Raw genomic sequence first — 18,004 nt, 5'->3', positions numbered from 1 at the left:
TCCAGCCTTCTTATTATTTTTCTAGGTAAAGTTCAATATCCTCTTTAAGTTTTAATGGACTAGTTGTTGGTAAATATCGTTTGACCACACGCCCTTGTCTATCCACCAAAAACTTGGTAAAATTCCACTCGATTCGACCTCCTAATAAGGTCGATTTTTCTTTTTTGAGATAGCGATATAGCGGACTAGCTCCTGCACCGTTCACTTCAATTTTTGCAAAGCGAGGAAAGGTTGTTCCATAAGTCAAACTACAGGTCTGATTGATTTCTTCAGCAGAACCGGGAGCCTGATTTAAAAATTGATTGCAAGGAAAATCTAGTACGACAAAACCTTTGTCTTTATAAGTATCATAAAGTTCTTGCAATTCCTTGTATTGAGGTGCCAACCCACAACCTGGCGCCGTATTGACAATCAAAAGCACCTGTCCTTGATAATCAGCCATGGCCTGGTCTGTGCCATCTTGTTTTTGTACTGTAAAATTATAAATGCTCATTATATATCCTCCTCTAGTCAAAATAAGTGAATAAATGTTCCATTTCATTTGGAGTGAGTTGTCTGTATGCACCTCGTTCCAAATCCCCCAGCTCAAAACCACCAAAGGAGATTCGCTTGAGATAAGTGACCTTGACACCATAGGCTAAAAACATCTTTTTGACCTGATGAAACTTACCTTCTGCTAGCTTGATGGTCGCTCTGCTATGGTCCAAAGAAGCCTCCAAGACAGTCAAATCTGCGGGTTGGCAACGAGTGCCGCCCAAAAAGGTAACACCTGAAGCAAAAAATGTCGGGGCATCCAGACCCAAGGGGCCGTTGACCTCCACATAGTAGACCTTGTCCACATGGTGGCTGGGATAGAGCATACGATAACCGAGCGGACCATTGTTGGTAATGAGGACTAGGCCTTCGGTATCCCTGTCCAGGCGACCGACGGGGTAGAGACCTTCCCTACTGTCTTGCGAAGAAATCAAGTCAATGACTGTCTGATGCTCTTGGTCTGTCACAGCAGAAACAACCCCTGCAGGTTTGTTGAGTAAATAGTAGACCGAGCCTTTTAGCTCGATTTTTCGCCCTGCCACCTGAATCTCTTGGAGTTCAGGATCGACGATTTGACTGAGACTTTGAGCTGCTTGTCCGTTAATCTTGATTTGCTGGGCTTTGAAAAGTTTTTTAACTTGCTTACGCGAGCCAACCTTGGCTTTCTCTAAACATTTGTCCAATCTCATATCTCTATTCTAGCATAAAACCGAGGTCTTGACTTTGATTGAAAAAAGACTATAATACTAATTAGTGATATATATATGCAGATGAAATCCAGTTTGCTTGGATTTCCTACTTTTTATAATAAAGGAGAACTTTATGGGACTTTTACAAGATGGCAAATGGGTGGATCAATGGTATGACACCAAGTCAACAGGCGGTAAATTTGTCCGTACCGTAACACAATTTCGCAACTGGATTACACCCGATGGACAAGCAGGACCGACAGGTGAGGGTGGTTTTAAGGCTGAATCAGGACGTTACCATCTCTACATTTCTTTGGCCTGTCCTTGGGCCAGTCGGACCTTAATCATGCGAAAATTGAAGGGTCTGGAAGACCATATTTCTCTGTCAATCGTACATCCGCTCATGTTGGAAAATGGTTGGACTTTTGCGGACGGACCTGGTGTTATCAAGGATTCCCTCTTTAACAGCGACTATCTTTATCAAGTTTACTTGAAAGCAGACCCAAATTACACTGGCCGTGTAACCGTTCCTGTCCTTTGGGATAAGGAAACAAATACCATCGTCAGCAATGAATCTGCTGAAATCATGCGCATGTTTAACTCTGCTTTTAATGATATTACTGGAAATTACGATGACTACTATCCAGCAAACCTGCAAGCCGAGATTGATGCCATGAATGACTTTGTCTATCCAAACATCAACAATGGCGTCTACAAGGCAGTTTTTTCAACCAGTCAGGCAGTCTATGAAAAAGAGGTCAAGAACCTTTTTTCCGCCTTGGATAAATTGGAAAAGCATTTGGCAGACAAGGACTATCTGGTGGGCAATCAGCTGACAGAGGCTGATATTCGACTCTTTACCACTTTGGTACGATTCGATCCTGTTTACTTTGGGCATTTTAAATGTAATATAAAGGCCTTGGTTGACTATCCAAATCTGTGGAATTACACTAAGCGACTCTACAATCATGCCGGTATTGCAGAAACGGTGGACTTCGACCATATCAAGCAGCACTACTACGGTAGCCATAAGACCATCAACCCAACGGGCATTGTTCCAGTCGGCCCTGACTTGGACTGGACACTTGAAAACTAAAGGCAAGTAGGTTTTACTAAATTCCTCAAACTTTAGCCTCCGATTCCACTTAATTCCTAGAAGTCTATTTAACTCCTGCAAATCTGGACTCTCTTGTAACCTATAGTAATTATCTTGTAGACGTGTCGCCTTCGTACGTTTTAATACTCAATAAAAATCAAAAATAGCAAGTCTAAGCTACTTATAACATGTGAAACTTTAATTTATAAGTTTAAGTTGAGGATTGTGGATTTCAAGTAGCTGTTTTCTTCTAAAAAAATAACAAAATCGAAACGCTCCATATCCACTTGGAGTGGTAGGTGGCTATTTTTGATTTTAAATGAGTATAAGCCTCTTTCACTTCTCTCTGGACTAAAAACAAGTTTTTCTCGGGATTCGTACAAAAAAAGCAAGGAGACTTCCTAATTCAAAGCCTTCTTGCTTTTTATTATAACTGTATCTAACTATTTCAAAAATAGGTTAAAATCTCCCTTATATGTAGCCCATTCGGAAGTTAGAAATTCTTTTTTTAACTGATAATGAACAGGTGCTTGTTGTTCTGTCAAGAATGGGCGGATATACTTATCAAGCTCCAGCCAGCCTTGCCAACCGATGTGGATCGTATCTTGCATAAAATAATCTATCCCCCCCTGCTCCGACAAATCAGCAATATGATTGAAACCTTGGCTGGTCAACTGGTACTTAATCTTTGCTACTGTTGCCCGATACATATCTTTATTGAGACCAGTGTAGTTCATCCAGCGTTCATTAACCGGGGGAATTACAAATAGCACATCGGTCTGATGTTTAGCAAATTCATTCAAAACCAGCTGAAAATCATTGTACTCCGGTGATTGCAGATAAGATATTTTTGTCTGGGATTGTTTGAGTTTTTTGATTTTTGACTGAAGGCGATTTCTATAAAACCTATCATCAATTTGGAAATCATTTGATTGAGTAGAACGACTCCCGTCCTCATTAGCCACTTTACTCAAGCGGTCATAGGAAAAAGTCTCTGGAAGTTTCATCGCTTCCGTTTCTACCAATCCTAAATTACTACCAGAATCAGCAAAGCGACTAAATAAGGCATCTTGCTTTTCTAATAAATAGGCTTGCCAGATCAACTGTTCTCTATCCCATTTCGACAATTCCTTACCACTAGCTACTTTTTGAAACATTCCTGTCAAACTATAGTCTGATTTAAGCTCTAAGAAACGCTTTGCTGCATATCTATCATAGTCATCCCCAGCACTTGTTTGCAGAAAATGAGTGGCTTGATCACTACTAAAATATTGTTCAAATGCCTTAGATGATGCCCCTTTTGGTGAAAACCATTGAGGAGAAACAACATAGATAGCCTGACTATTTTTTAAATGTTCCCCAATCTGTTGCATGCCAAAATATTGTGTCAGCGAAGCTGCACCACGTTGTCCTAACAAATAGGGAGTATACTCTCTCTGATAGGCATCTGCCAACACTGATGGATGCATACTATCAAAACGTGACCACTCACTTGACCCAAAGAAAGGAACAAAACGATGATTTTTGTCTCCCAGAGCCCTATTTTTCTTATATTTGCTCTTAAAACTAATATAAGACAATGCTACTGCATCTTGTTTTTCTTCTTTGAAATTTGACCGAGAAGAACTCGGGAAAAACAACAACGTGAGAATAACTAAAAACGTTGCACAAATCACAGGTCCAAAAATCTGCCACAATTGCTTACGCATGCATCAACTCCACAACACCAGAAATGATTTTGTTAGCTGTATTCCAATCTTCACGACCAAACTCTGAAACTGGAACTGTAATATTAAAACGACTTTCTAACTCCACAATAAGTTCTACAGTCCCCATACTATCTAAAACACCCGCATCAAATAGGTCTTCATCCATCATTTCAGATACATCTTCCATAAATAATTCTTCGATAATATTCAATATTGTTTCTTTTACATTCATTTTATATTCCTTTCTACGATTCATACAATCGTTACCTATTGTCTACTTGAACCACAATTTATCTAAAAATCCTGAAAATATCAAGAAAGAGAACATGACCGTATGGAAGGTCACAAACATACCAGCGAAACTCGTCCAACGATTATCCGGCAGTGGTTCTTTCCCAGCTTTTTTTCGAGCTAAATTAATTGATTTCTTCTTACGAATCCAAGCATCATTGATGATCAACCCCAAAGCATGAAAGAGACCATATGCAATATAATACCATGTTGCACCATGCCACAAGCCCATCAAGAGCATATTTAGCAGATAGGCAACATTAGATACCGTATTTCGATTTTTGAAAACCTTATGTTTCAACAAAGTCTTAACCAGACGCATGAAGACGAAATCACGGAACCAAAAAGATAAGCTGATATGCCATCGATTCCAAAATTCCTTAAGATCACGCGATTTAAACGGTTGATCAAAGTTAATTGGGCAGCGAATACCCATAAGATTGGAAATACCTATGGCAAACATGGAATAGCCTGCAAAGTCAAAGAATAATTCAAAACCATAAAGATACATAACTCCAATAGTAGGTAAGTTAAACCATCCACCTTGATCCAAGGCTACTGCCTTTAAAGGCTCCAGTAAAGTATGCCCGACAAAATAGGCTAGAATAAACTTATATAAGAAGCCCATCATAATATAATGCACAGACTGATCGAGCATATTTAATAACTCAGTTCGCTCTGGAATTTGTTTGTAATCTTCCGTAAACCGTCTATAACGATCAATAGGACCACTCGAAATAGTTGGCATAAATAGCAAAAATCGCAAAAAACTTCCCAAACTAAATTCCGTTAGTAAACCGTCCCGCATTTCAATCACCATTCCGACCGACCGAAACGTTAAATAAGAAATACCTAAAAAACCGAAAATTGCCCCATGCTGACTAAAAGTCGGTGCCAACTTTACCCAAGTCAACGGAAAAACAGCTAAACACACGATTAGATAGAAGACCCAGCTTTGATTTGCCCGTTGACGATAATGCTTGTAGAAAAAAATCAATATTGTCTGCCAAATAATATAGGCCAATAAAGACAGCAACTGCATTGTCTTTGTACCTGTAAACATCAAGACAATGAAGGCTAAACTAACACCTGTTTCATACAAGGGGAAACGTTTTTTAAAAAAGAGTCCTATAAAAATTGGTACTAGCGCCAAGACTAGATAGAAAAAGTACAATGGATTTCCATAAGGCTCTAACTGAGGTAGCTGTTTGAAAAACTCCATCATTGAGCATTCACCTCAGCGATCAACCCCTTAATATCAATCTTCCCATTTGCAGTCAAAGGAAGACTGTCTCGATAAATAAACTTCGAAGGCATCATATAATCCATCATCCGTTCTTTTAACTCCTGCTTGATAACCTTGGTTAACTCCAACTCTCGATCGAACTGCTCCATAATCCCTGCTTTAGGAACAACATAAGCTAACAGATTTTGCACTTTATGGTCAGCATTATAACGTGGAACAGCCACCGCAGCCTCAATGTAGGTTGATTTATTTAAGTGTTGGGCAACTTCTTCCAACTCGATACGATAACCATTATATTTAATTTGGAAATCCATACGTCCGCCATAGAGTAACAGACCTTCATCTGTCATTACACCCAAATCCCCAGTATGATAGGCCTGTAAGCCGTCAAACTGGAAAAATGCCGCCTCGGTTCTCTCAGGATTATTCAAATAGCCTTTAGAGACAGCAGGACCTGATACAACAATTTCTCCCTGTTGACCATTCGGTACTACTTGACCATCCTCATCCAAAATAAAAGTTGGCGAGTCTGGTTTGGTATAACCAATCGGCAAACGTTTATAATTCACCAGCATCTCATCAGTGATGGCAACTGCTGATAAGGCGACTGTAGCTTCGGTCGGTCCATAAGCGTTAACAATCACAGCTTTTGGAAAACGTTCGCGGAGCTTCTGAGCTGTTTTTACAGTTAACTCCTCTCCGTCAAAATAGAAATGCGTCAAATCTGGTAAATGTTCCCCATCGAACTCACGAGATAGCAAAGCCATATCTACAAATGATGGTGTCGAAGTCCAAATCTTAAATGGCAAAGTTTGAATAGCTGCAAATAAGGTCTTAAAATCCAAAGTCAACTCTTTCGGTAGGGCAAATAAGGTCCCACCAAGGGCAAGCGTCGGAGCCCAATACATAACCGACAAGTCAAACGAATAGGAAGGTTGAGCCAACATTTGCGGTCGCTCTGGTAGCGCAAACTCCTTATCCCTTATCATCCAGTTAGTGAAGCTGAGCAAATTGTCATGCGAAATTTGCACTCCTTTTGGTTTACCCGTTGTCCCAGAAGTGAAGATAATATAGTAGGTATCATCTCCACTTACAGGATGCATCAACTGATAAGTCGACTTCTTCTCAAAAATGGCTTCAACTTCAGACAAACCAAGCACTGGCAAACTTGTCTCTAGCGGAAAGTCTGCTACCGCAAACACCAAACTCGGCTCTGCTATTTCCAGAATAGCTTCAATCCTATCCAAAGCAGAATGACTATCTACAGGGATATACGGATGGCCAGCCTTGGTTAAGGCAACAAAGATTGCCAACATCTGGTACTCCTGTCCGCCAAAAACAAGAACAGGAGAGTTTGCTGGTAAATCCAAACTATCAATATGGGCTGCTAAAGAATCTGAATCTGCCTTTAAATCCCCATAACTATACAACTGTTCTAGATAATGGTAAACAGGGTAGTCAGGATTTTCTGTCGCAAAATGCTCTACCCGCTCTAACATACTGCTAATCATTTTTATACTCTCCTCTTTAAAACTCATTATAGATAAATCCTCCCTGTCCAATGTCTAAATAACTATACAGATACAAAAGTAGTAACAATATAAAAAAATAGAACAGGGTTCTACAGATAAATCGTACAACTGGATGTTGCATGTTCTATCTCCTTCCATCTCTTATTCCTGCGAATTGCTTTAAATACAATGTCTAGTCAATCTTGACTTACTTCGAACTCATTCCATTCATTAGATGATTAATTTTAAATCAACCTATATTTTACCATAATTTTGTCAATTTATTTCTTTTTTCACTAAAAAATACAAGAATATACCTGTTACACAAAGACTGTGTTTTTTATCGATGCAATATAAAAAGTTTAGAACAATTACATCCTAAACTTTTCACTCTTTAATTTATCTAAGAAAAATTACAACCGAGACTCAAGAAATATGGAATTCGTGTCAACATCTCATTCGCAAAAAATGTGAGGCTATTACATAATTTCTTGCACAATCTCTAGTTTAGATACCTAGATCTCTCCAATATTTCATACGCTTTTCATTTGAATAAAAGCTCACATGAACCACTCTTCTCTATCCATATGAAGTCAACGAAAAATAGAAATCTTAGCTAAAAATACCTTTGACAAAAGTTGTAAAACGAGTCCAAAGGTTCCAAAACCATGAAGAGTTTTCAGAAGATTTAGATGGAATTTCAACTTTTCCGGTAATACTTATTCCTTGACTTTTGAGATTGGTATTTTCTGGTAGCTTAGCACGTATTGTATAGTTCTGTGGGTTACTATTTCCAAGTGCTTTTCTCAGTGACTCGTCATCTATTGGTTTAAAACCGCGTGACACTGCTTGGTCAGCTTTTTCTTGAACATCAGCATGCACCGTTGTCCCAATCACAGAGGTAACCGCAAGAGTTGTAATGAGTGTTAAAGCTGCTAGTTTTGAATTAGCTCGTTTCATGAAATGTCTCCTTTTACAAAGTATTAGTTTTTTTAATATGAAGGTTTATAAATTAATTGCGCTAAATATTACAAGATTATGAACATTTGAATAACACTTTAATTATTGACTATTTAAATCCAAATAATCTTTGTATACCGAAACCACGACGTACCCCATTTTCAATAAATGATTGGAAAACTGTTTTGAATTTCTTCCATAAGTTCCAAAACCAAGAATCAGATGAATTAGCTGAATCAGCATTCTGACTATGAATAGGTCTCAACCCACTGACCCCATTATTCTCAATAGGAGTATCCTTAGGAAAAGCTGAGTATTCCATTTTCATAAACGTTCCATTTCCAATTGGCTTAAGAGCACCTGATGATTCGACATGATAGTCTTGTGCACCAGCAGTTACGCCACCTGCAGTGCTCATCAGAAGAGCAAGAGCCATAGCACATAGACCAACTTTATAACTACGTTTTGTTACAATACGTTTCATTTTTGAAATGTCTCCTTTATACAATATTCGCCCTTTTTTAGACAATGTAGTGCCAGTATAGCACAAAAAAATAACGTAAATCCCAACTTTAGAGAAAGATTAGATAAAAAACCATTAAATTCCAAAAAATAAAAATATTAATATAAAAATCCGAAATAGGATACGATCCGTTCAAGAGAAGCTTGTCTCGAATAAGCGAAGCAATAAAAAAAGAATATCTCTAAAAAATTTAAAACCCTCTATTTTCACAGAGGGCATACTATTTTGAGTTATATTATTAAAGTTATGAATGTATAGATGAAAAAGATTTTTAAGAGGGTAATATATAGAAAATTAAAAATTTAAGAAAGATTAATGAAGGTATGAAGGATTTGCAAATTTAATTGACTAAATATTACAAGAATATAACTCTAAATAGTAAACATTCTACTTAACACCATCCAACTCCACGACAGAATGCTTCCCAGAATGTTTTTACACTACTCCAAAAAGAATCAAACCATGATTTGGTTTCAGATGGTTTAGTTGTAGAATTATTCACAGGTTTCAAAAATACGACCCCCTGTGCAAAAGACTCCGTTGGAGCTTCCAACAACCTGTATACTTTAGCATCACCTCGAGTTTCAACACTATAGGTACCCTTACTTGCATGTGCAGTGGCACCACCTGCAGTGGTCATTAGCAAGACCAAAGCCATGGCACTCAAACCAATTTTATAACTACGTTTTGTTACAAGTTGCTTCATTGTTGAAATATCTCCTTTATACGATATTCGTCTCTACAAATGATAGTATAGCACAAACAGACAACTCAAATTCCAACTTTAGAAAAAGGTTAGATAAAAAACTATAAAACTCCAAGATATGGAAATATTAATATAAAGATAAAAAATATACATGCAATGTTTGTGGTTCAAAAAACTTGTCTCGAATAATTGTGATAATAAAGAAAAAATATCTCTAAAATGTTTAAAACCCTCTATTTTCATAGAGGGCATACTAATTCGAGTTATATTATTAAAGTTATGAATGTATAGATGAAAAAGATTTCTAAGAGGGTAATATATAGAAAATTAAATAATTTAAGAAAGTTAGTGAAGTATGAAGGATTTGCAAATTAATTGACTAAATATTACAAGATTATAACTCTATGTTACTTACTAACTTTGAGCCCAGTTAGTCCCACAGAACAACATAATGCATTCCAGAATGTTTTTACACCACCCCAAAATGAACCAAACCATGATGATTTTTGTACAGAAGGGGCTACTTGAGGCATAGGTGAGTTGATAGACTCTAAATTTCCAACCCCTCCTTCATTGAAAGTCTGATTTGATTCTTTCAATTTTAGAAGTACATCACCACGCTGTTCGAAGCCAGCTGATGACTCAAGGCGCTGATCTGCATTTACAACTGCACCACCTGCAGTAGTCATCAGCAATGCAAGTGCCATAGCGCATGCACCAACTTTATAATTACGTTTTGTTACAATATGTTTCATGATGAAACATCTCCTTTGTATAGATATTTGCTTCCTCCTATCGGAAACGTAGTAACAGTATAGCACAAAAAAATAACTCAAAAACCAACTTTAGAAAAAGATTATATAAAAACCAGAAAACTACCTGAAAAAAATGAAAACGTTATACAAAACGTAGAGAAAATGATACTGTTTCGCTCATTTCACTTGTCCTTATCAATTTTCAACATGATAAAGGATAGCAATACCTCTTGTTGAAAGTTTCTCTCACATCCAACTTTATGTTATAATCCATTCAATATATAACAACTGATATGGATTATCAGAATAGCAAAAGGCATGCCCTTAAAAATATAAGTTACATGCCTTTTCACAATTTTTGTCAAATTCATAATGGAAAAAGAACCTAGATTCATTCAGAAATTATACTTATTGTACTGTTGCAACCAACTTTATGTCTAAGAATAATCGTTTACAACATACTACACTAATTTACTCGCTGCTGCTTGGTCGAGGATAAGAACGACATCGTCATGGTTTTGGAGGACACTTGCTGGAACTTCCTCTGTCACTGCCCCTTCCACAGTCGCCTTAATGGCGTCAGCTTTTTCCTGACCATAAGCCATGAGGACAATGGTCTTGGCTGCCATAATGTTGGCGATGCCCATGGAAATAGCCTGCTTGGGCACTTCCTCTGGATCAGCAAAGAAGCGTGCATTGGCTTCGATGGTTGATGGCGCCAATTCAACCAGATGGGTCTGACCATCAAATGGAGCACCTGGTTCGTTGAAACCGATATGGCCGTTGCGACCGATACCCAAAATTTGGAAATCAACTGGATGTTCAGCTAAAATTTTATTGTAACGTTCTGTTTCAGCAACTACATCTGTCGCCAAACCATTCGGTAAAAAAGATTGTTTAAACGGTTTGGCATTGAAAAGATTTTCCTTCATAAAATGAATATAGGATTGGTCACTCTCCTCACCTAAACCGACATACTCATCCAAGTTTACAGATGTCACATCCGAAAAGTCTAAATCCGACTCACGAATCAATCTGTAAAATTCTAACGGACTGGAGCCTGTTGCCAAACCTAATACCTTGGCACCTCCGTTCAACTTTTCTCTCAAAATGTCCAATGCTACAGTTGCTCCTTCAACTTGATTGTTTACTACATGAATTTTCATAACACACCTCTTTGGTCTATACCATTTCTAGTTTTTTTCTTTATTATATGGTATAGACCAATTTTTGTCAAGAATTTATTCCTATAGAGTATTAAATCAACACAAATAATTTTAAATCTCTTCTCATCCATCAAGACTTAAGTGTCTAACTATGATATAATACATTTATGACAGATGTGCTTTTTTACTTATTTTTTATTGGTGTTCTGTTCTGCCTTACTGGCTATTTTATTTCTAAATCAAAGGTCCTAAAGTTTATTTTCTACCTGATCGGTAGTCTATTGGTGGCTTTGCCATTTGCCCTATTGATTTATTTTACCTATATTTTATTTTAGTCTAAGGAGTGAATATGAATACTGCAGATTTTGATTTTGATTTACCCGAAGAGCTTATCGCTCAAGTTCCCCTTGAAAAGCGCGACAGCTCTAAACTATTGATCCTCGACCGCGAAAAACGGAGCATGGTTGACAGTCACTTTGACCATATCATCGACCAGCTGAATCCCGGTGATGCTCTGGTCATGAACAATACGCGTGTTCTACCTGCCCGTCTCTATGGCTACAAGCCTGAAACTATGGGACATGTTGAGCTTTTACTTTTGAAAAATACCCAAGGTGATCAATGGGAAGTTCTTGCCAAACCAGCAAAACGTCTGAAAGTCGGTACCACAGTCGCTTTTGGTGACGGACGATTAACTGCTACTATCGTAGAAGAATTAGAACACGGTGGAAGAATTGTTGAATTCTCCTATGAAGGTATCTTCCTTGAAGTCTTGGAAAGCCTAGGCGAAATGCCACTTCCACCTTACATTCATGAAAAATTAGAAGACCGTGAACGCTATCAAACAGTTTATGCCAAGGAAAACGGTTCTGCCGCAGCCCCAACTGCTGGACTACATTTCACCCAAGAGTTACTTGAAAAAATCGAAGCTAAAGGAGTGAAACTAGTCTATTTGACTCTTCACGTTGGGCTTGGGACCTTCCGACCAGTCTCTGTTGATAACGTTGATGAGCATGAAATGCACTCGGAATTCTATAACCTATCAGCTGAAGCTGCTCAAACCCTCAATCAGGTCAAAGATAGCGGTGGTCGTATCGTCGCAGTCGGCACGACATCCATCCGCACCCTCGAAACCATCGGTAATAAATTTGATGGCCGTTTGGAAGCTGATTCTGGTTGGACAAATATCTTCATCAAACCTGGCTACACCTTCCGAATCGTTGATGCCTTCTCAACCAATTTCCACCTGCCAAAATCTACTTTGGTTATGCTAGTTTCTGCCTTTGCAGGTAGAGAATTTACGTTAGATGCTTATAAACATGCTGTTGAAGAACGCTACCGCTTCTTTAGTTTTGGGGATGCAATGTTCATTCAATAGGCTGTTATCACCAAATTATTCTGAATTCTGATTTTATTGGAGGGCCCTATGAACAAGATTGAAAGCCGCCATCAGCTGATCCTGTCTCTAATCATGGAGAAGAAAATACATACCCAGCAGGAATTGCAAGAATTACTAGAGGTCAACGGAGTCTCCGTCACCCAATCTACCCTCTCTCGTGACATCAAGATGCTCAATCTTGTCAAAGTCAACGAAGATGATTCTTCTCACTATGTCATCAACCCCATTGCTCCTACTCGCTGGGAAAAACGACTGCGACTCTATATGGAAGATGCTTTGGTCATGCTAAAACCTATCCAACATCAAGTGGTTCTCAAGACACTACCTGGATTGGCTAACTCATTCGGTTCTATTTTGGATGCCATGGAGATTCCTCAAATTGTAGCAACCGTCTGCGGTGACGATGTCTGTCTCATCATTTGTGAAGATGTCGAGGGGGCACAAGCTTGCTTCGAGCACTTGAAACAGTTTACTCCACCATTTTTCTTTAGTAAATTATAAAAATTTATGTTCACAAACAACATATTTAATTTTAAAGATAATTTTTCAAATAAATATCAATAACTTCCCTTTATGCTCATAAACGAAAATCTCCCGTAATAAGATTTATTACGGGGGATTTTTAGTAGTTGCCAAAAAATTATACTGTTATTCAATAGCCTTCTAGTTTACTTTTTGTACAAGGCAATGAGCTGCAGGCTGTACTGAAGTACGGCAAAGCAAGTGAAAGAAAAACTAGATGACTATATCATTACAATTAGAAAGCCCTGAACATTCACTCAAATGGCTATATTACTCCTCCTTCCGCCGGCGACTAGCAAATGCCAGACCAAGCATCCCAAGGAGAGAGAATCCAAGACCATCTACTGCGCCTGTATTTGGCAATTCTTTCTTCTGAGAAGCTACTTGATTGGAACTTGACTGCTCTCCGCTAGTTTTTGAAGCAAGTGATAAAGGTGTGACAGATGGTCCATAGTTTGATGTCAGGTATCCCTTAAAGGCAGGGCGTGGTTCTGCTTGGACACTTTTTCCTTTAGCAGTAATCAGAGGTAGCTTGCCTTCTGGTAAGGGCTCCGCTTTGACGCTGTCTCCTTTTGCTGTCACAGGAACTAACGCTTCACGCGCTGCTTTTACTTCTGCCAAGTAACCATCAACAAACGCTTGGTTATTTCTACTTAGTTTCCAATCAATCTTGTTCAAGACCTCTTTTAAAGTCGCCACGCTCTCTGGTGTATAGGAATCTAAATCAGTAGGAATCATCCCAACTTCTTCTCGCAAATCTCGGTACTCTGCCAAAAAATAATCAGAATTGTTTTCCGTAAAACTGTGCAAAAGTTTTTTAATTGAGTCATAGCTGTAAGGCTTGCTTGGGTCATCTGCCCATACCGCAACCATACTACCGATAATAGGTACCTTAGTATTCTCAGATTTCGGTACTTGATCAAACCTTGTAGATTTAGTTCCTCGAAGGCCTTGATCAAGGTTATACCATCCCAAACCTTCTGCTTCACGTCCAATAACATAGTACCAAGCATCATTTGTATTAAGAATTTTATGCCCTTTTTCATGAAGGAATTTTGAGGAAGCAACATCATATCCTCCCCAACCTCCTGTCCAGAAAGAAGCAATAATGTCTTTATCAAAAGTACCTGAACTAGTATCGTGGTTATAATAGATACCATCATTGAAAGCCATTGGCTCTAAACCATGCTTCTTGACGATAGCTGCTAAATCATTGGCATATTGAATAAACTTACCATAATCACCTTGTGTCTGAAGAATGTGCCATCCAGAAGCATTTGTAGCATCGTTAGCATACTCATCTAAGCCAATATTAAAAATTTTAGATTTGCCTGCAAAGTAACTAGCATATTTATCAATTAAGGCTTTAGTAAAAGCAACTGCTTGGTCATTTTTTAAATCAACTGTACGTGCAGATGTTTTGCCATTATAACTAAATTTTGGCGATTTTATCCCCAATTCTTCCATTGCTTCTACAATCGCATCCATATGCCCTGGACTATTGATAGTTGGAATAATGGAAATATTTTTTTCCTTAGCATAAGCAAGGATATCATCCATCTCACTCTGGCTTAAGGTTGTACCGTTTGGATCGTCATAATAATGCTTATTACCATTTATTATTGCTTTTCTAACTGCTTCACTGTCATACACCTTATCTCCAACGGTCAAATTCATATCATCTAATAAAAATCTCAGACCATCATTTCCCAATAAGAGGTTCATATCCGTGTAACCATAAGAAGAAATTAAATCAATAATCTCCTTTATCTGATTTACAGAGAAATACTTGCGACCGGCATCGAGTGAAAAGACTTTAGACAAAGCTAGTTTTTCTTGATCAACAATAGGTTTTTCTGGTTCTGCTTCAGGATGAGTAGCTACAAAAGTTACTTTTGCTAACTGAACATCACTGGCTTGCAGGCCTTTCTCTGTTCCATCTTCCAACTTATAGGAAATACCTTTGACCGTTGGAAAGACGATCTTCACAAATTTAGTACCTTTTCGAATGTTGCGAATATCAAATGTAGTGCGTGCATAAGCTGGGGTTGCTTCTACAAAATTATCCACTACAGTAACATTCTCTTTATTCCAGCTTTTGCCATCAACAGATGAATACACAGTGAAGTCAATTTCACCGTCTTTTGCATTTATCAAATGTTTGCGAACAGATTTTCCTTCATTAGCCCCTGCTTCTTTATTATAGACAGAATAGTCTTCAAGTGTTTTGTAATAAGTCGTTAAGTGCAAAGCCTCTGGATTAGCAATCTTGTAAACTAGTGCATTTTCGCCATCACCATCAGCATAGAGCCTGCTTGTTTCGTAACGTGGTTGACCTCCATAGTAGAAATTATTTTTGTTTTCATGAGCTGCTTTCCCGTTAGAGACTGTTACAAGGTGACCAAGTTTTTGCTGTGGCTTAATGACATAATCATTAGGCTTGGCATCATCTAGATTATCAAAACGTACCTTACTTTGATCTGCTTTTTGATAAATTCGAACCCAATCAACCAAGTACTCACTATCCTGTTTAGTCATGTTGCGTTTGTAATCAACATCACCAACCCAGCCATCACCAACTTGGGTTTCCAGTATCGGGAACATAGGGCGGGTGTGCATACCATCCCGATCCTTACCACGGTCTGTTTGAAAAACAAATTTTCCATCAATATACCATTTGATGACATCTGGGGTCCATTCGACTTCGTAGACATGGAATTCCTGACTCCAAGCTTCGTAATTCTTATAAGCTGAGCCATCAGATTTTTTATTTTTTGCCAAAATACCAAAATGGTTAGTTGTCCATGCATCCCATGGATTTTGACCAAGGTATTCCAAAACGTCAATTTCGTCATGCCCGGTCTCATCCTGTGCCAACATCCAAATAGCAGGCCAGATTCCCTTAGAGTCATTTACCTTAGCTCGAACAGCCATTCGACCAAATTGGAAAGAATACTTATCTTTAGATTCTAGGCGACCAGAAGACCATGTTACTTTATCTGGTAATTCTTTATCATCATACCGATCGTGCCCAACTGCTTCAACCAAAGCTTTTTTATCCTTATGGTTCGTGCTACGGATAGACAAATAGCTCTTGTCGCCATCTTTTTTGATAGAAACTGCTTTACGATTGTATATAGCCGCATGATTCCACATGCCATCAATAATTTGCCATTTACTTTCATCAATCTTATCGCCATTAAATTCATCAGACCAGACTAATGTATCGTATTCAGATTTTGGTGGAACGTATTCTGGAGCAGATTCGTCATAAGATTTTCCTCGTCCCATAATCTGAATTTCTGAATAGCGAAGAGGAGTATCATCTACGCGAGTACCTCTAAAGCGAACATAACGCGCTTTAGAGTTCTTCGGAGTTTTAATCGTTATAATCTGTTCCTTGTCAATGGTGAAATTTTCATTCTTATAGATTGTATTATAATTATTACCATCATTATAATCATCATCCAAATCTATCCGGAAATTACGATACTCTCCAGGAGCTAACTGAACCTTGATTTCCTCAATAGTATAGACATTTCTAAATTCGTATTGAAGATAAGCTTTATCCCCTATTGATTCTTGAGTAGTATAATTCTCGTCGAACTTTCCATCGTTAATGGCTTCTGGATTGGTTGGAGCCTTACCATAGAAATATGGTTTTTTTAATTTAGCGAGGTTGACTAGCTCGGTTTGTGGTTCTTCATTCGTACCAGCATCTGCTTCAACCTGCGCCAAGACTTCTATCTCGTTAAAGAGAACGCCATTACTATATCCCTTCCAGGAACTGTTTGTATTTTGGATATAATGCCCCCGTCCCCAAATACGAATATAACGAGCATTGATTGGTGTTGGCAATTGGATGACTTGAGGCTGTCCTTTATTCGCAACTGTTTCTTCTACATCTGCCTGTTTGAAAATGACTTCTGTGGTTTCAGGAGAAAAATCTGCACTTGTAGACAATTCCACTTTAACATCTTTAAAAGTAGACACTGCATTATCATAAGTATTACGATGAATTTTTACAGTATAGACGGGAACTTCCTTTTCAAAATCATACTGAACGTAAACATGATCCCACTTGGAGTAACCGTTATCTGATTCGCCAGTTTCTTTACCAGCAATGATTTTGGTATTGCTATTGGCATCATCGCTACTACCGTAAGCACTCCCATCTGTAGCTGCATCTGGATTTTTTATAGAAACAGAAGGGACCGTTGATAATTCAGAAACCATCTGATGCTGGCTGTTAGTTACGGGCTTTTTCCCTTCTACCACATTTTTCTCAACTACCTTTGGTTCCTCCTGTTTTTCTTCTGGAGTTGAAGGTTCTGTTTCAGTTGATGGAGTAGCTTCCACAAGTGGTTTTGCTTCAATAGCAGGTGGAGTCTCATTGTTAATTGCTACTGGTTCTCCCTGAGATACCTCCTCTGCTGCAACGGTCTGTCCTGCCCATACCAAAAAACTGGTACAGATGAGAAGCTGACCAAGGATGACTTTTTTCGTAAACTTACCTGTTTCTTTTTTCATTATTTCCTCCTATAAAGTCTGCAAGTTTATCCTACCTATAGCCAAAATAAAGCAGTTTGTAAACCTTTTTAGCCTCGTATAAGACTCAAAATTCAGTTTACTGGTTGATGTGCGATCGCATTTCTGTCACAAATATAACATGTAAGCGTTTTATTGTAGAATAGTCTAACTTGACTTATTCTATATGCAGATGGGGTCTATTTTTAAAACAGCATATAATAAGTCACACTTTCATATATTTTTGTCCACTTCTTGTAAACAGTGACACATTTCTATCTCATCTTTTTAATGTTATTCTTCATAAAAAGCCCTCAGATATTTCACTAAGAGCTTTTAAACTGTATTTTAATATTCAATGCTGATAATG

At 38.2% G+C, this 18,004-nt stretch carries 16 protein-coding genes; 3 read left to right on the top strand and 13 right to left on the bottom strand.

Annotation, left to right across the window (positions count from 1 at the left end):
- Nucleotides 1-13: 13 nt before the first annotated feature.
- The gene (locus ODU34_RS00520) at nt 14-493 is read right to left on the bottom strand and encodes a glutathione peroxidase (protein WP_105095482.1); all 480 of its coding nucleotides are present in this window, start codon (nt 491-493) and stop codon (nt 14-16) included.
- Nucleotides 494-506: 13 nt separating this feature from the next.
- Nucleotides 507-1,223, bottom strand: a complete 717-nt coding sequence (locus ODU34_RS00515; protein ID WP_398578269.1) for a pseudouridine synthase — start codon at nt 1,221-1,223, stop codon at nt 507-509.
- Between the two features lie 133 nt (nt 1,224-1,356).
- Here ODU34_RS00515 and ODU34_RS00510 point away from each other — a divergent pair, with 133 nt between their 5' ends.
- A complete protein-coding gene (locus ODU34_RS00510) occupies nt 1,357-2,319 on the top strand; it encodes a glutathione S-transferase family protein (RefSeq protein WP_398578268.1) in 963 nt (320 codons plus the stop codon).
- Between the two features lie 443 nt (nt 2,320-2,762).
- Here ODU34_RS00510 and dltD read toward each other — a convergent pair whose 3' ends face one another.
- The 10 genes from dltD to ODU34_RS00460 form a co-directional block, all read right to left on the bottom strand.
- Nucleotides 2,763-4,028 carry a D-alanyl-lipoteichoic acid biosynthesis protein DltD gene (gene dltD / locus ODU34_RS00505; protein ID WP_398578267.1) on the bottom strand — a complete coding sequence of 422 codons (1,266 nt, stop codon included), beginning with the start codon at nt 4,026-4,028 and terminating at the stop codon, nt 2,763-2,765.
- On the bottom strand, nt 4,021-4,260 hold the full coding sequence (dltC, locus tag ODU34_RS00500) for a D-alanine--poly(phosphoribitol) ligase subunit DltC (protein WP_398578292.1): 240 nt from the start codon (nt 4,258-4,260) through the stop codon (nt 4,021-4,023). Before dltC ends, dltD begins: the two co-directional genes overlap by 8 nt.
- A 42-nt stretch (nt 4,261-4,302) precedes the next feature.
- Nucleotides 4,303-5,544, bottom strand: a complete 1,242-nt coding sequence (dltB, locus tag ODU34_RS00495) for a D-alanyl-lipoteichoic acid biosynthesis protein DltB (RefSeq protein ID WP_398578266.1) — start codon at nt 5,542-5,544, stop codon at nt 4,303-4,305.
- A complete protein-coding gene (gene dltA, locus ODU34_RS00490; protein WP_024382733.1) occupies nt 5,541-7,076 on the bottom strand; it encodes a D-alanine--poly(phosphoribitol) ligase subunit DltA in 1,536 nt (511 codons plus the stop codon). The genes dltB and dltA overlap by 4 nt, the downstream gene beginning before the upstream one ends.
- Before the next feature lie 16 nt (nt 7,077-7,092).
- Complete coding sequence (gene dltX, locus ODU34_RS00485) at nt 7,093-7,218, bottom strand: teichoic acid D-Ala incorporation-associated protein DltX (protein WP_002937209.1); 126 nt, start codon at nt 7,216-7,218, stop codon at nt 7,093-7,095.
- Between the two features lie 470 nt (nt 7,219-7,688).
- Nucleotides 7,689-8,036: a hypothetical protein gene (locus ODU34_RS00480; RefSeq protein WP_013730312.1), complete on the bottom strand. Its 348-nt coding sequence runs from the start codon at nt 8,034-8,036 to the stop codon at nt 7,689-7,691.
- A 109-nt stretch (nt 8,037-8,145) separates the two neighbouring features.
- Nucleotides 8,146-8,520, bottom strand: a complete 375-nt coding sequence (locus ODU34_RS00475) for an SSU0592/SSU0593 family protein (protein WP_024400405.1) — start codon at nt 8,518-8,520, stop codon at nt 8,146-8,148.
- 430 nt (nt 8,521-8,950) lie between these two features.
- The gene (locus tag ODU34_RS00470) at nt 8,951-9,265 is read right to left on the bottom strand and encodes an SSU0592/SSU0593 family protein (RefSeq protein WP_024400404.1); all 315 of its coding nucleotides are present in this window, start codon (nt 9,263-9,265) and stop codon (nt 8,951-8,953) included.
- Nucleotides 9,266-9,672: 407 nt separating this feature from the next.
- A complete protein-coding gene (locus ODU34_RS00465; protein ID WP_105178749.1) occupies nt 9,673-10,020 on the bottom strand; it encodes an SSU0592/SSU0593 family protein in 348 nt (115 codons plus the stop codon).
- A gap of 461 nt (nt 10,021-10,481) precedes the next feature.
- Entirely contained in the window at nt 10,482-11,186 is a 705-nt protein-coding gene (locus tag ODU34_RS00460) for a glucosamine-6-phosphate deaminase (protein ID WP_105178748.1), read from the bottom strand.
- Between the two features lie 349 nt (nt 11,187-11,535).
- Here ODU34_RS00460 and queA point away from each other — a divergent pair, with 349 nt between their 5' ends.
- Nucleotides 11,536-12,564, top strand: coding sequence for a tRNA preQ1(34) S-adenosylmethionine ribosyltransferase-isomerase QueA (gene queA / locus ODU34_RS00455; RefSeq protein ID WP_024400153.1), 1,029 nt, complete (start codon nt 11,536-11,538; stop codon nt 12,562-12,564).
- Nucleotides 12,565-12,612: 48 nt separating this feature from the next.
- Nucleotides 12,613-13,086, top strand: a complete 474-nt coding sequence (locus tag ODU34_RS00450; RefSeq protein ID WP_002941715.1) for an arginine repressor — start codon at nt 12,613-12,615, stop codon at nt 13,084-13,086.
- A gap of 291 nt (nt 13,087-13,377) precedes the next feature.
- Here the strand turns inward: ODU34_RS00450 and ODU34_RS00445 are convergent, their stop codons facing one another.
- A complete protein-coding gene (locus tag ODU34_RS00445) occupies nt 13,378-17,637 on the bottom strand; it encodes a family 16 glycosylhydrolase (RefSeq protein ID WP_398578265.1) in 4,260 nt (1,419 codons plus the stop codon).
- Between the last annotated feature and the right edge of the window lie 367 nt (nt 17,638-18,004).

Origin of the sequence: Streptococcus sp. 2018WUSS126, assembly GCF_044427425.1 — a bacterium.
Classification (GTDB): domain Bacteria; phylum Bacillota; class Bacilli; order Lactobacillales; family Streptococcaceae; genus Streptococcus; species Streptococcus hashimotonensis.
The sequence above is the reverse complement of the archived record's forward strand: the minus strand, read 5'-3'. Positions and strand labels throughout refer to the sequence as shown.